The 14,425-nt window shown below is 35.8% G+C and carries 11 protein-coding genes; 10 read left to right on the top strand and 1 reads right to left on the bottom strand.

What is annotated here, in order from left to right:
• The first annotated feature begins 5 nt into the window (after window positions 1-5).
• The 5 genes from ACXAGS_RS02460 (at window position 6) to ACXAGS_RS02440 (ending at window position 7,317) form a co-directional block, all read left to right on the top strand.
• A complete protein-coding gene (locus ACXAGS_RS02460; RefSeq protein WP_474904223.1) occupies window positions 6-971 on the top strand; it encodes a tryptophan 2,3-dioxygenase family protein in 966 nt (321 codons plus the stop codon).
• A gap of 5 nt (window positions 972-976) precedes the next feature.
• The gene (locus tag ACXAGS_RS02455; protein WP_474904221.1) at window positions 977-2,272 is read left to right on the top strand and encodes a peptidoglycan DD-metalloendopeptidase family protein; all 1,296 of its coding nucleotides are present in this window, start codon (window positions 977-979) and stop codon (window positions 2,270-2,272) included.
• Window positions 2,253-3,890 carry a glucose-6-phosphate isomerase gene (pgi, locus tag ACXAGS_RS02450; RefSeq protein WP_474904219.1) on the top strand — a complete coding sequence of 546 codons (1,638 nt, stop codon included), beginning with the start codon at window positions 2,253-2,255 and terminating at the stop codon, window positions 3,888-3,890. Before ACXAGS_RS02455 ends, pgi begins: the two co-directional genes overlap by 20 nt.
• Before the next feature lie 156 nt (window positions 3,891-4,046).
• Window positions 4,047-6,791, top strand: a complete 2,745-nt coding sequence (locus ACXAGS_RS02445) for a TonB-dependent receptor (protein WP_474904217.1) — start codon at window positions 4,047-4,049, stop codon at window positions 6,789-6,791.
• A 91-nt stretch (window positions 6,792-6,882) separates the two neighbouring features.
• Window positions 6,883-7,317 (top strand): hypothetical protein, encoded by a 435-nt coding sequence (locus tag ACXAGS_RS02440; RefSeq protein WP_474904216.1) that lies wholly within the window; start codon window positions 6,883-6,885, stop codon window positions 7,315-7,317.
• A gap of 5 nt (window positions 7,318-7,322) precedes the next feature.
• Here ACXAGS_RS02440 and ACXAGS_RS02435 read toward each other — a convergent pair whose 3' ends face one another.
• On the bottom strand, window positions 7,323-8,396 hold the full coding sequence (locus tag ACXAGS_RS02435; RefSeq protein ID WP_474904215.1) for an endonuclease/exonuclease/phosphatase family protein: 1,074 nt from the start codon (window positions 8,394-8,396) through the stop codon (window positions 7,323-7,325).
• Between the two features lie 101 nt (window positions 8,397-8,497).
• Here ACXAGS_RS02435 and ACXAGS_RS02430 point away from each other — a divergent pair, with 101 nt between their 5' ends.
• The 5 genes from ACXAGS_RS02430 (at window position 8,498) to ACXAGS_RS02410 (ending at window position 14,423) form a co-directional block, all read left to right on the top strand.
• A complete protein-coding gene (locus ACXAGS_RS02430; RefSeq protein ID WP_474904214.1) occupies window positions 8,498-11,194 on the top strand; it encodes a TonB-dependent receptor in 2,697 nt (898 codons plus the stop codon).
• 69 nt (window positions 11,195-11,263) lie between these two features.
• Complete coding sequence (locus tag ACXAGS_RS02425) at window positions 11,264-11,743, top strand: c-type cytochrome (protein ID WP_474904213.1); 480 nt, start codon at window positions 11,264-11,266, stop codon at window positions 11,741-11,743.
• An 84-nt stretch (window positions 11,744-11,827) separates the two neighbouring features.
• A complete protein-coding gene (locus tag ACXAGS_RS02420; RefSeq protein ID WP_474904211.1) occupies window positions 11,828-13,450 on the top strand; it encodes a S8 family serine peptidase in 1,623 nt (540 codons plus the stop codon).
• Window positions 13,447-13,824: a nuclear transport factor 2 family protein gene (locus ACXAGS_RS02415; RefSeq protein WP_474904209.1), complete on the top strand. Its 378-nt coding sequence runs from the start codon at window positions 13,447-13,449 to the stop codon at window positions 13,822-13,824. The genes ACXAGS_RS02420 and ACXAGS_RS02415 overlap by 4 nt, the downstream gene beginning before the upstream one ends.
• Window positions 13,824-14,423, top strand: coding sequence for a DinB family protein (locus ACXAGS_RS02410; protein WP_474904207.1), 600 nt, complete (start codon window positions 13,824-13,826; stop codon window positions 14,421-14,423). Before ACXAGS_RS02415 ends, ACXAGS_RS02410 begins: the two co-directional genes overlap by 1 nt.
• Window positions 14,424-14,425: the final 2 nt, after the last annotated feature.

Here is a 14,425-nt window from a genome sequence, read left to right as displayed (position 1 = left end):
TAAAAATGGAGAACCAAGAGAAGATCCAATCCCAAATAAACAAACTAGAAGAAAAATTTAAAGACTCCGGTCAAGATTTAAGCTCATATTTAGACGGTTTACTTTACCAACGTTACTTAACGTATTGGGACTATATACATTTAGATACCTTATTGAGCCTTCAGGTACCTAGAACTCATTTTCCAGATGAGGAAATATTTATCATGTACCACCAAATTACGGAGCTCTATTTTAAGCTTATCTTACATGAAGAAAAGCAATTGGTAGAAGACCGTTCCAATCAAGTTGAATTCTTTATTGAACGGGTAGAAAGAATTAACAATTACTACAAAGCTTTAATTTCTTCTTTTAGCATAATGATCAATGGTATGCAACGCGAACAATTTTTGCGTTACCGTATGGCATTATTGCCAGCAAGTGGGTTTCAATCTGCACAATATAGAATGATTGAACTTTATGCTACGCCATTAGAAAATTTAATTCATCACACAGAAAGAAACACCTATACTAGTAACAGTAGTATTGAAACCCTTTTTGAACATATTTATTGGAAAAAAGGCGCTACAGATATTAAAACAGGAGAAAAGACCTTAACTCTAAAACAGTTTGAGTTTAGGTATACACCACGGTTTTTGCGTATTGCCAACCAAGTAAAAGGCAAAACAATTTATCATAAGTACCAGAATTTACCAGAACAGGACAAGCAAAACACGGCACTTATAAAGGCCTTGAAAAAACTAGATATCAATGCCAATGTAAATTGGCCCTTAATGCATATGGGGTCTGCTTATAGATATTTATCTAAAGACAAAGAAACCATAGATGCTACCGGAGGCACCAATTGGAAAGCCTATTTGCCACCTAGTTTCCAGAAAATAATATTTTTCCCAAATTTGTATTCGCAAAAAGAAGTAGAAGATTGGGGCAAAGAATGGGTAGAACATCAATTTAACCCACAAAAACACAAGTAAGGTTTATGTATAAATATTGGGCAACAGTTCTGGTAATAGTGCTTTTAATAGCTTGTAAAGCAGACAAAAAAGAAGTTGAAACCACTGCTTTTGAAGAACCAGTGGAAAAACCTATAAAAAAACCTTACGGATTTAACTTTGACGAGTTCAATGTGGTTGAAGACACCATTAGAAGTGGAGACAGTTTTGGAGAACTCATGTTAAAAAACCATGTTGACTATCCTAAAATTTATACCGTAACCGAAAAATACAAGGACACTTTTGATGTTAGGCGTATAATGGTTGGCAAACCGTATCTCATTTTAAAATCTAAGGACACCTTAGAAAAAGCCGAAGTATTTATTTATCAAAACGATCGTATTAATTATACGGTGGTAGACTTAAGAGATTCGGTAAAAGCCTACACAGGAAAAAAACCGGTTCGTTTTGTAGAAAGAGAAGTAGCCGGAACCATTAATAGCAGCCTTAGCCAAACCCTAGATAGTTTAGGAGTAGATTACGTAATGACCATTAAACTATCTGAGGTATATGCTTGGACCATTGATTTTTTTAGGTTAGATGCTGGTGATAAGTTTAAGATTATCTATGACGAAAGATATATTAATGATACGCTATATGCTGGGAGTGGCCCTATTAAGGCGGCCTATTTTGAACATAAGGGTAGACCTATTTACGCCTTCCCATACATAACGGATTCTATTAAAAACATAGAAGATTACTTTGATCAAGACGCCAATAATCTAAGAAGCACATTTTTAAAAGCTCCAATTAAATTTGGATATCGTTTAAGTTCTAGATACAATTTAAAACGAAGAATTGCTTATTATGGTTATAAGGTTAGGCCGCACAGAGGCACAGACTACGCCGCACCAATAGGCACGCCAATTGTTGCCACCGCAGACGGAACGGTTACAGAATCTACCCGTAGAGGCGGTAACGGAAAGTATGTTAAAATAAAACATAACAGTATATATAGTACCCAGTACCTACACATGAAATCGCAAAAAGTTAAAAAAGGCGAATTTGTAAGACAGGGAGATGTTATTGGTTGGGTAGGTATGACCGGTAATACTGGTGGACCACACGTTTGTTACCGATTTTGGAAAAACGGCAAACAAGTAGACCCACTTAGAGAAAAATTGCCTACGGCAGAACCTATTAAAGATTCGTTACAGCCAAAGTACTTTGAGCATGTTAAACCATTAAGAGCACAATTAGATGCACTAGATGCGTCTGCAAAATCAGAAAAGGAAGATTTAATCACATACAACGAAAACACTAATGGCCTTACCCAAAATTAATCCAGAAAACACAAATGCCTGGAACGCATTAAAAGCCCATTTTAATACCCTAAAAAACACCCATTTAAAAGATTTATTCGTAACTAACCCAGATAGGGCCAAAGAACTAAGTCTTACTTGGAACGATTTTTTTGTGGATTATTCTAAAAACAGAATTAACACGGAAACCAAAAAGTTACTTTTAGATTTAGCCAATGAAGTAAATTTAAAAGATGCCATAAATGCTTATTTCTCTGGTGACATCATCAATGAAACAGAAGGTAGAGCTGTGCTACACACCGCCCTAAGGTCTAAAAAATCTTCAATTGCAAAGGTTGATGGTGAAAACGTAATTCCTGAAGTTTACCAAGTAAGGGAACAAATAAAAGCATTTACCCATGCCGTTGTTTCTGGAGAAAAGAAAGGGTATTCCGGAAAGGCGTTCACAGATGTTGTAAACATAGGAATTGGCGGTTCAGATTTAGGTCCAGTAATGGTAACCGAAGCTTTACAGTATTACAAAAATCATTTAAAAACGCATTTTGTAAGCAATGTAGACGGTGATCATGTACAAGAGGTCATAAAAGAACTTAACCCAGAAACCACTTTATTTGTAATTGTTTCCAAATCTTTTACCACCCAAGAAACGTTAAGCAACGCAGAAACAATTAAAGAATGGTTTTTACAAACTGCAACGCAAAAAGATGTGGCGCTACACTTTGCCGCCGTATCTACCAATACCAAAATGATAGAGCAATTTGGTATTGCAGATGAAAATGTTTTTCCTATGTGGGATTGGGTTGGTGGCAGATTCTCTTTATGGAGCGCCGTTGGTTTGTCTATTTCATTAGCAATAGGATACACCAATTTTGAAGCTTTATTAGATGGTGCCCAAGAAATGGATAGCCATTTTAAAGAAACCCCGTTAGAAGATAACCTTCCTGTAATTTTAGGGCTAATTACCGTTTGGTACAATAACTTTTTTGGTGCAGATACAGAAGCAGTAATACCCTATACGCAATACTTACATAGATTACCTGCCTATTTACAACAAGGCATAATGGAAAGCAATGGTAAAAGTGTAGATCGTTCTGGGAATGCAACCGCTTATCAAACCGGAAATATTGTATGGGGAGAGCCAGGTACCAATTCTCAACATGCCTTTTTTCAACTCATACACCAAGGTACGAAGTTAATACCTGCAGATTTTATAGGTTTTAAAAAATCCCTTCATGGTAAAACAGATCATCATAATAAATTAATGGCCAACTTTTTTGCACAAACAGAAGCCTTAATGAATGGTAAAACACTGACCGAGGTAACCACGGAGCTAAAAGAACAGGGCTTAGCAGAAAACGAAATAAACAAACTTGCTCCTTTTAAGGTATTTGAAGGCAATAAACCTACCACTACCATTTTAATAGACCAATTAACGCCTAAATCTTTGGGTGCTCTGGTTGCACTATATGAGCATAGAATCTTTGTGCAAGGGGTAATTTGGAACATTTTTAGTTATGATCAATGGGGCGTAGAGTTGGGCAAGCAACTTGCCAAAACCATATTAAAAGACATTGAAAATTCAGAGATTACCAAACATGACACCTCTACAATGCAACTTTTACAAAAATTTAAGAATTAGATGATTTTTTAAAAAATAACAGTTAACTATAAGCCCTTGAAAATCAAGGGCTTTTCTTTTGCTTTAACATTGCATAACTTAACGATTAGTTAACAATGGTAAAAGGATAATGCAGCACTTTTGCAGTGCTAATTGAACAATTAAACATTTTTAAAAATGAAAAAATTCTACATGGCATTAGTGGCTGTTTTTATGACCACTATTGCATTTGCGCAACAAACAGTTACTGGTACAGTTGTAGATGGAGACCTAGGAGATCCACTACCAGGAGCTAGCGTTGTGATTAAAGGAACAAGTAATGGAACCACAACTGATTTCGATGGAAAATTTACTATTGAAACCAGTAAGAGCTCCGGTACTTTAGAGATTTCTTATATTGGATACGTGCCTAAATCAGTTGCATTCAGCACTGCTGGCAACGTGGGAACCATTTCGCTAAAGCCCGATGCACAACAACTTAACGAAGTAGTTGTTGTTGGAACAGGAGTGATTGACTTAGCTACTGACAGAGAAACACCTGTTGCTGTTAGCACAATAACTGCATCAGAAATCGTTTCAAAGGTTGGTAACATGGAATTTCCTGAGGTTCTTAACACCACTCCTTCTGTATATGCTACTAAACAAGGAGGAGGTTATGGAGATTCCAGAATTTCCGTTAGAGGTTTTGACCAAAGAAATACGGCATTCATAATCAATGGACAGCCTGTTAACGATATGGAAAATGGTTGGGTTTATTGGTCTAACTGGCAAGGTCTTTCAGATATAGCTTCTGGAATGCAAGTACAAAGAGGACTTGGAGCTTCTAAATTAGCCGTTCCGTCTGTTGGGGGTACAGTTACTATTGTAACTAAGAGTACCGATAAAGAAGAAGGCGGATTTGTAGGAGCAACTACAGGTAATGATTCTTATGTAAAAACTGTCGCTGCATACAACACCGGTGTAAACGATAAAGGTTGGGCAACAAGTGTTTTACTTGGTAGATGGTCAGGTGATGGATACGTTGATGGTACAAAAGGAGAAGGTTATACGTATTTATTCTCTTTGGGATATAAACCGTCAGATAAACATGCGTTTAATTTTACTTTTACGGGAGCTGGTCAGTGGCACCACCAAAGATCTTCATGGTTATCAATTAGAGACTATCAAAATTTTGGAGGTAACGATGAGGTAAATAGAAAATTCAATTTAGATTGGGGTACAAAAGACGGTGAAGAATACAACATAAGGAGAAATTTCTATAACAAACCCATTGGAACTTTAAATTGGGATTATCAAATAAGTGATAATATTTCTTTATCCTCTTCTTTTTACGGTTCTTGGGGACGTGGAGGAGGAACTGGCCCAAGAGGTAATAATTTCCGAAATGGTGATATAAATTTATTTCCGTTTAGAATTGATTTGACAGAGCATCTATTAAATCAAGGAAATGGTGCCGCTTCAAGAAATGCTGACGGATCCATTAATTTTGATAATGTTGTTAATGTTAACCGAGCAACAACTAATCCATATATTGGCGCTAATGATTTTTATTCTGGCTTAAGAATTGGTTCTAATGGATTTAATGAAGACGAGGTAAATAGAGCTGTTCTTATTAGAAGAGCCTCCATGAACTCCCATGATTGGTATGGTGCAATTTCTAATCTTAAGATAGAAAAAAACAATTGGACATTTGGTTTAGGTGTCGACCTAAGACAATATAAAGGATACCACTATAGAGTTTTGAATGATTTATTAGGGCTAGACGCTTATTACAGCACTGGCAATGAAAATCTAGTTAACGGTACCATTCTAACTGAGACAATAGATGCTTCTCCCTTCAATGATACTGGTTTAAAAAGCGATAAAATCGATTACTACAACGTAGGAGATGTTAGATGGGCTGGTTTTAATGGCATTGTTGAATATAAAAATCAAAAGAATCTATCAGCTGTTTTACAAGCTGGAATTTCTAATCAAGGATATAAAAGAATAGACTATTTTGACCAAACCAATAATGTAGAGAGCGAAAGAGAAAATATTACTGGTGGATACGTTAAAGGTGGAGCTAACTTTAATATAGACACAAAGAATAATGTGTTTTTTAACACAGGTTATATAGCACGTCAACCACTTTTTGACGCAGTTTTCCCCGGTTTTGCTAATGATATAAATGAGGAAGTGGGTGTTGAAAAAATTACTTCTTTTGAAATTGGATATGGATATAGATCAAACGCATTAAGAGTAGACTTCAATCTTTATAGCACTTCTTGGAAAGATAGATTCATTTCTAGAGGTGTAACTTTAGATGGTGGTATTGAAGGAACCGCTCAATTTGACGGAGTTAATCAATTACATCAAGGTTTGGAACTTGAAGTTACTGCAAGACCTATTGACCGCCTTAAACTTCAAGGAATGCTATCCCTTGGTAACTGGAGATATAAAGAGGATATTACTGCAAATGTATTTAATGATAGTAACCAACAAGTAGGATCATCAACATTATTTATTAAAGATGTAAAAGTCGGAGACGCAGCACAAAGCACTACATATGTTTCTGCACAATATGAATTATTTGATAGATTTAATGTTGATTTTAGCTGGAGAAATGCAGCAGATTTGTACGCAGATTTTGATGTTTCTCAAGATGATACATTCCTAACTCAAGATAATCCTGGAGCACTTAAATTGCCAACATATAATTTATTTGACTTAGGCTTAGATTATACATTTGATTTTGGAGGTTCTAATCTTTTTGCGAGATTAAATATTAACAATCTATTTGATGAAGTTTATATTGCTGAGTCTAACACAAATGTACACGCAACATCTGATTCTACCCTTTATAATGGCGTAGATAACACTAATTATGTATGGTTTGGTTTCGGTACAACTTGGAACTTCAGTTTACGTTATAACTTCTAAACACAAAAGAATTATAACCTTTAAAACCCCTGCAAATGCAGGGGTTTTTTTATGGTTTAAAATGTTTATTTTTACGCTTTAAACCAACAACATGGAAATAGTAAAAAACCTTCATTCTTATTTAGCTTACCTTGTTTTAATTATCCTAATTATAGCGGTTGTTAATGCGCTAATTGGGTGGTTTGGCAAAAAAGAATTCCGTTTTGAAAAAGACTTACGCATTAGTCTTTTTGCTTTAATTATGTCCCATATTCAATTGTTGGTAGGTTTAATCTTATACTTTGTTTCTGCCAATGGCTTTAAAGCTATACAAACGCTAGGTATGGGCGGGTTAAATTCTGCCGCTCGTTTACTAGCGGTAGAACATCCATTTATCAACATAATTGCAATTGTTTTGATTACCATAGGTTGGTCTAGGCACAAAAAAACAGTAGACGCTACTTTAAAGTTTAGACGCATAGCCATATTTTATGGTTTGGGCTTATTGGCCATACTAAGCAGAATACCTTGGGGCCAATGGCTATAATCACTTTAATCCACAACCTTTTTAAGTAAATACAGATAAACAGGAAAGTGATCTGAATAGCCTCCTTGGTAAGTGGTACCCACATAGGTTCTATAAGGGTAACCCTTGTACCTCCCTTCTTGAACCATTAAATAATCTGGTGAAAATATATGGGCCTGCCAATAATGTAGGCCTTTTTTATGGGAGGTGACTAAACTTTGGGTTAAGATAAACTGGTCAAACAAATTCCATCTGTCCCTATATGCCAACGTTCCTAAGCCCCGCTTGTAAAGTTTTTCCATGGGATTAAAAAGACTAAGGCTATCCAAGGCTTTAATCTTACCCTTGGTACGCAAAATTGTTTTTAAACTAGCATCTCTAGGATCATCGTTTAAATCGCCCATAGAAATTATTTTGGCCAAGGAATCTTCCTTTCTTATGGAATCTATTATTCTTTTATTAAGTAGTGCCGCTTTTATACGGTTGGGTCTACTCCGTTTTTCACCACCGCTTCTAGATGGCCAATGATTTACAATAAAACTTAGCCTTTCGTTATCCATTATACCAGATACAACCAATTGATCTCTGGTATAGTCCCTAAAACCTTCCTCATTAAATAATAATAATCGATGACTATTAAAGGCTATTGGTAAAAAACTATCTTCCTTATAAAGTAATGCTACATCTATTCCCCTTTCATCCGGGCTATTAAAATGAATTATCTGGTAACCATGACTTTTTAAAGATGTTGTAGAAATTAAATCTTGCAGTACTTTTTTAGTCTCCACTTCGCAAACCCCAATAATATCTGGAGCTGTTCCTGCCTTGTCCCTACCAATTTCAGACAAGACTTTTGCTATTGCATTTAATTTTGCCTTGTATTTTTCTTGCGTCCAATTGTATTTTCCGGTAGGTGTCCTATCATCGTCATGAACTAAAGAGTCGTTCTCAATATCGAATAAATTCTCCAAATTATAAAAAGCAACTGTTCTAATGCGATAAGCCTCCTGAGCATTGGCGCTAAATACATTAATAACTGTTATAGATAAGATTATAATTCTAAAGCACTGACGATTAGTAGCATTATTTTTCAAGTCCATACCACTATAATACTATTATTTTTTGTAATCTTATAGCACACACTAACTTGATTATGAAATACTTTTGGATATTTCTACACATCTTACTATGTTCAAACATATTGATATCACAAGAATTAATAGTAACCGGTAAGGTATATGATTATGTAACCAAAAAACCTTTAGAAAGTGTTGAAGTTGCTGTTAAAAGCAACCTACATCTAGTCCATACAAGTGATAATGGCGAATTTATTCTACAACATAAAATTTCAGAAACCAGTATTCTAATCCATTTTATACGTAATGGTTACCAAACTAAAAGGATAGAAGTTTTTTTAGAAGAAGAAAAAATTAGCCTAGGCAATATTTTTCTTATGCCTGATGTAACACAAGAACAAAACCTCAACTTAATAAGCCTTACAGATTTGGAGCTTTCCGATGAAAACAATAGCCTAAACGCATCTCAAGGCTTATTGCAGGCAACAAGAGATATTTTTTTACAGCGTGCCGCCTTTGACTTTGGGCAGGCATTTTTCAAAGTTAGAGGTTACGATTCTCAAGAGGGAACTGTTTTGTTTAATGGTATTGCCATGAATAAACTGCTAAATGGTAGACCTGATTGGAATAATTGGGGTGGTTTAAATGACGTAACAAGAAACCAAACCTTTTCCAATGGGTTAGATTTTAATTCAAGAGCATTTGGAAACGTGCTCGGTACAACCAATATAGATACAAGACCTTCCGGTTTTAGACCGGGAATGCGCCTTACCTCTTCCTATTCTAACCGAACATATACCGGAAGGTTAATGGCTACATACACCCATCAAAATAATGAAACGGGATTTGCTTATAGTGTCTCTGCATCTAAAAGATGGGCAAAAGAAGGCTATGTGGATGGCACCTTGTATAATGCTTATGCCGCATTCGGCGCACTTGAATATCAATTTAATAAAAAACATTCCCTTTTAGGAACCTTTATCCTGGCTAAAAATACCAGAGGTAGAAGTTCCGCCATAACACAAGAGGTTTACAATTTAAAGGGAAAGCAATATAATCCTTATTGGGGATTTCAAAATGGAAAAATTAGAAACAGCCGTACAAGAAAAATAATGGAGCCAATAGCTATGCTAAATTATTTTTATAAGGGAAATACTCTAAAATTCACCTCTGGTATTTCTTTACAAACAGGATTTAACAAAAGAAGTAGGCTAGCCTATTATAATGCACCAAACCCAGACCCTACTTACTATAGGTTTTTACCCAGCTATTATATTAATAATGCTATTGGGGCAGATTTTACCAATGCTAGTTTGGCGAGAGAAGGTTTTCTAGAAAACTCCCAATTAAATTGGACCCATTTATATACCGCCAATACAAATCCGAGTTTAATCGGTAAAGCTGCATATGTGTTGTTAGATGATGTTAACCAAACCAACACCCTAAACCTTAATGGCACAGTCAATATAAAGTTGAACACTGCTATGAAATTAGATGCCGGCATAACCTACAAGAATGAGGCCAACACTTTCTATTCGGAGGCAACAGACCTTCTAGGCGCAACCTTTCATGAAGATATAGACCCTTTTTCTAACACCCTAAACAACACCAATGGTCCTTTACAAATTACAAAAGGAGATAAATTCAACTACCATTACAAATTACAATCCAATGTTATAAACGCTTTTACACAACTACAAGGGCAATGGAAATCTTTTGATTATGGCTTGGGCCTAGCTATTAATCAATTAAAAACACAAAGAACAGGTTATTTTCAAAATCAACGATATTTAGATAATTCTGAAGGCGACAGTGAACCTATTACCCTTTTAGGTTTGAGCGGCAAATTACAATTGACTTATAAACTCAATGGCAGAAATTGGATACACCTAAATGCAGCACGTTTAAATAGGGCTCCTAGTTTACAACGGCTATTTGTTAACCCACGGGAAAATAACCAAATTATAGCCCAACCAAAGGTAGAACGTATAACCGCAACAGACATCAGTTACACTTTTAAATATCCAGATTTTGATGGTAGAATAACCGCGTTCTATACGCGATTTCAAGACCTATCTAGAGTAAATTATTTTTATGTCGATGCTGGTGTGGGTTCAGATTTTGTACAAGAGGTGGTAACCAATATGGACCATCTGCACAAAGGCTTGGAAATAGGTGTTTCTTACCATGCTTCCCCACAAGTTAAGCTAAGTGCCGTGGCAAATTTAGGCGTGTATAGGTATGCCAACAACCCAGATGTTACTATAAATTTTGATACGGCCAATGCAGACGAAGAGCCCTTGGATGTAAATGGTTTTATCGATTTAGGCAAAGCCAATCTTAAAGACTTACGTTTAAGTCAAGGACCACAAAAAACATATTCCCTTGGCATTGAATATAGAGATCCAAAGTACTGGTGGCTAGGAGCAACAACTAATTATTTAGACCAAAATTACGTTGGCCTGAGTAGTATTATTAGAACTGCCAGCTTTACCCTTAACCCAGAAACCAATAGGCCCTTTCCTACTGCCACCCAGGAAGCTATAACAAAACTTCTAAAACAGCATAAAGAAAATCCGTTTTACTTATTAAATCTTGTTGGTGGTAAATCTTGGCTAAAAAACGGAAAATACATTAGCCTCTTTATTAGCATCAATAACCTTTTTGATACAGACTATATTTCAGGCGGTTACCAGCAAAGTAGAAATGGAAATTTTGAACAACTACAAACAGATAACTTAAGAGACAACCCTTCCTTTGCTCCTAAATATTGGTATGGCTTTGGCCGTAGTTATTTTATTAACCTATCCTTTAGCTATTAAGAAGTATTCTCTTTTGTTTTTTCATTATATTTAGTGCTTGTAAAAACTGAAGAACAAACATAAATACCCATGAAAAAAGTAGTACTTTTTTTGGCACTTGGCGCTTTAATAGCTAGTTGTGGTGAAAAGAAAGAGAAAAAAGAAGGTTTTGAAGTAAATAGGACTAAAACCGAAACCACTAAGGCAGATGCTGAAAGCAGTGGCGTACCCGTAGATTTAGATAACAAAGGTGTTGGCCCTATTAAAAATGTAGACTTTGCAGATGAAATTGATACGGAATTAGCTGCAAAAGGTGAAGCTACTTTTAATTCTGTTTGTGTTGCGTGCCATATGGTAGACAAAAGAATGATTGGCCCCGCAATGAAAGGGGTATATGAGCGCAGAAGTCCAGAATGGGTTATGAACATGATTTTAAATCCAGATGGGATGCTTAAGGAAGACCCAATTGCAAAAGCGCTTTTAAAAGAGTACAACAACGCAATCATGTTAAACCAAAATTTAACAGAAGATCAAGCTAGAGAATTGGCAGAGTATCTTAGAACACTATAAAAATTACTAATAACCAATTCTTAGAAAAGCTGTTATAAATCTGTAAATGGATTTGATAACAGCTTTTTTTTTAAAATATCATAGATGAACTGTAATCGTACATTTCTTTTTTTATATGTTATTTGTTTTCTTATTTCTTGTAACGAAAAATCCAATCACCTAAGAATTGAGGAAGACATATCATGGCACCTAAAGGATTTGGAAAAAGATTCTGTTCCGGGAATTTCCCTAGAACGCCTTTATAGTGAATATGACCTAGAGAATAGGGGACAAGATGTTATTGTTGCCTTGATAGATAGTCAGATTGACCTATTCCATGAGGACATCAAGAACCAAATCCACATTAATTCAGGAGAAATACCAAATAACGGTATAGACGATGATGCCAATGGATATGTAGACGATATAAATGGTTGGAATTTTTTAGGGATTGATAGGTACAACTCTGTTAAATACACCAACTATTCCGATACTCGATTTATAAATGCTTATCAAAGCCGTTTTAAAGGAGTCGATTCAACTGAAATAAGACCTGAGGACAAAGAACTTTATGAAATGTATCAATTTGCTGTTAAACAGCATGAGGATAGAAAAGAACAAGAAGAAATTTCCCATGCTACGCGCGATGATTTTTATCAAATATACAGAAACCAGTTAGCACTGTTATCCGATAGGATTCCCTTAATCGATGGGTATACCAAAGAGGAACTAGACACCGTAACCTTCAATAATCGCAAAGAAGAAGTGGTTCTCCTTAACTTAAAGATGTTTTTACAAAATGGAGTATCCTACAAAGAGTTACAAAGGAATGAAAGGTTATATTGGATTAAGAAATCCACTATCAATACCATTGGTTACAACGACCGGTTAAAACTTAAAGAAAAAGCGAACGATTTAAGTGATCTAAACTATGGTAGTAATTTAATTGATTCAAACAATGAGGAAGACCATGCCACACAATTGGCTGGTGTAATCGCAGCCCAGAGGGGTAATGGACTTGGTATAAGGGGAATATCAAATAAAATAAAAATCATGCCATTGGCCATCTGGGCGGAAGAAGGAGGGGAAACCGAAAAGGACTTTTATGCGGCCGTTAAATATGCCGTAGACAATGGGGCCAAAATTATTAATTATAGTAGTGGGTCCAGACTTCCAGTTCATCCAGAGTATTATTACAAAGCTCTTGAATACGCCGAACAACACGATGTATTAGTGGTAATAGCCTCTGGGAACAGTGGTGATGATGTTGATGCAAAATCCATATTAAAATATTACCCTATAGATTATAATGAAAAAGGTGATAGTCTTAATAATGTATTACACGTTTCCGCTTCCAACGAAAACCCAAAACAAGTATTCGCCGAATGGGCAAATATTGGTGCTGAAAGCGTGGACTTATTGGCACCTGGTGAAAATATAACCACTACTTCCAAGAAAGACTCCAAATATTTTCCAGGTAACGGCGGAACATCTGTATCAGCAGCCATAACATCAGGAGTTGCTGCTATGCTAAAATCGCACTTTCCAAAATTATCCGCAAAAGAATTAAAACGTATTCTAATGGAGAGTGGAACATCTTATGATATGATGGTTAATACCTATGCAAAGGATAGCATCCCATTTTCCAATATCACAAAGTCAGGAAAAGTTCTCAATGCATATAAAGCCTATAAAATGGCAGAAAAATTCAGCAAATCTAGTTTATGAATCTAGAAAACAACAAGAACAACGCTATTGCCTTTTATAAAATGGCATACTTAGGCAACCCTAAAGAAGCGGTTAAGTTATATGTAGGAGCAACTTACATACAACATAACCCAGATGTAGAAGACGGTAAAGAGGGCTTTATTGCCTATTTTGAAAGAATGCAACAAGAGTACCCTAAAAAGTCTATTGAATTTGTAAGATGTATAGCAGAAGGCGATTTAGTGGCGTTGCATACGCACCAGACTTGGCCCGGAAATGACCAATATATTACTATGGATTTTTTTAGGTTTGATGCTGAAGGTAAAATTGTTGAGCATTGGGATGCTATACAACAAATTCCTAAAACTTCTGCCAATACCAACACCATGTATTAATGCACCAAAAAGTTAAAGTAACCGTCTTTATTTCATTCTATTTGTTAACGTTATTTACAGCTATGGCGCAAGAATCCCTACCATTTGCGACCCTTCCAGAACCAGAAAAAAACTATACCACTGGAGCAATAGTGTCTAGAACCATAGACGGATTAGGATTTAGATATTATTGGGCAACCGAAGGTTTAACACAAAAAGAGTTGACTTTTGCAGCTGCCAAAGACAGCCGAGATATTAAAACTACTTTAGAACACATTTTACAACTTTCTAAAGCTGTGCGCAACGCTGTAGAACAACAACCTAATGTACGGCAAGAGACAAAAATAGAATATACCCTTGAACAACTTAGGCTAGAAACACTTGGTAATTTAAAAAAAGCAAGTGATGCCTATAAGCTTGCCACAGCGACCGAATTTGAAAAATTAAACGTGACTTTTCAGCGGGGAGAAAATCGCGTTTCATTTCCATTTTGGAACCTTCTAAACGGGCAACTTTCCGATGCTATTTACCACACCGGACAAGTAGTTCTCTTACGCAGGATCGCCGGAAATCCTATAAACCCTAAAGTGAATGTCTTTTTAGGTAAGTTAAACGACTAAAC

The organism is Croceivirga sp. ABH4_376 (genome assembly GCF_056160685.1).
Note: the sequence above shows the minus strand (reverse complement) of the source record. Positions and strands in the feature narration are given on the sequence as shown.

What these genes read in the sequence shown, in the direction of transcription:
- ACXAGS_RS02420 (WP_474904211.1), top strand. Translation starts at nt 11,828, where the DNA reads ATGAACTGTAATCGTACATTTCTTTTTTTATATGTTATTTGTTTTCTT.
- ACXAGS_RS02460 (WP_474904223.1), top strand. Translation starts at nt 6, where the DNA reads ATGGAGAACCAAGAGAAGATCCAATCCCAAATAAACAAACTAGAAGAA.
- ACXAGS_RS02415 (WP_474904209.1), top strand. Translation starts at nt 13,447, where the DNA reads ATGAATCTAGAAAACAACAAGAACAACGCTATTGCCTTTTATAAAATG.
- ACXAGS_RS02440 (WP_474904216.1), top strand. Translation starts at nt 6,883, where the DNA reads ATGGAAATAGTAAAAAACCTTCATTCTTATTTAGCTTACCTTGTTTTA.
- pgi (WP_474904219.1), top strand. Translation starts at nt 2,253, where the DNA reads ATGGCCTTACCCAAAATTAATCCAGAAAACACAAATGCCTGGAACGCA.
- ACXAGS_RS02410 (WP_474904207.1), top strand. Translation starts at nt 13,824, where the DNA reads ATGCACCAAAAAGTTAAAGTAACCGTCTTTATTTCATTCTATTTGTTA.
- ACXAGS_RS02455 (WP_474904221.1), top strand. Translation starts at nt 977, where the DNA reads ATGTATAAATATTGGGCAACAGTTCTGGTAATAGTGCTTTTAATAGCT.
- ACXAGS_RS02425 (WP_474904213.1), top strand. Translation starts at nt 11,264, where the DNA reads ATGAAAAAAGTAGTACTTTTTTTGGCACTTGGCGCTTTAATAGCTAGT.
- ACXAGS_RS02435 (WP_474904215.1), bottom strand. Translation starts at nt 8,396, where the DNA reads ATGGACTTGAAAAATAATGCTACTAATCGTCAGTGCTTTAGAATTATA.
- ACXAGS_RS02445 (WP_474904217.1), top strand. Translation starts at nt 4,047, where the DNA reads ATGAAAAAATTCTACATGGCATTAGTGGCTGTTTTTATGACCACTATT.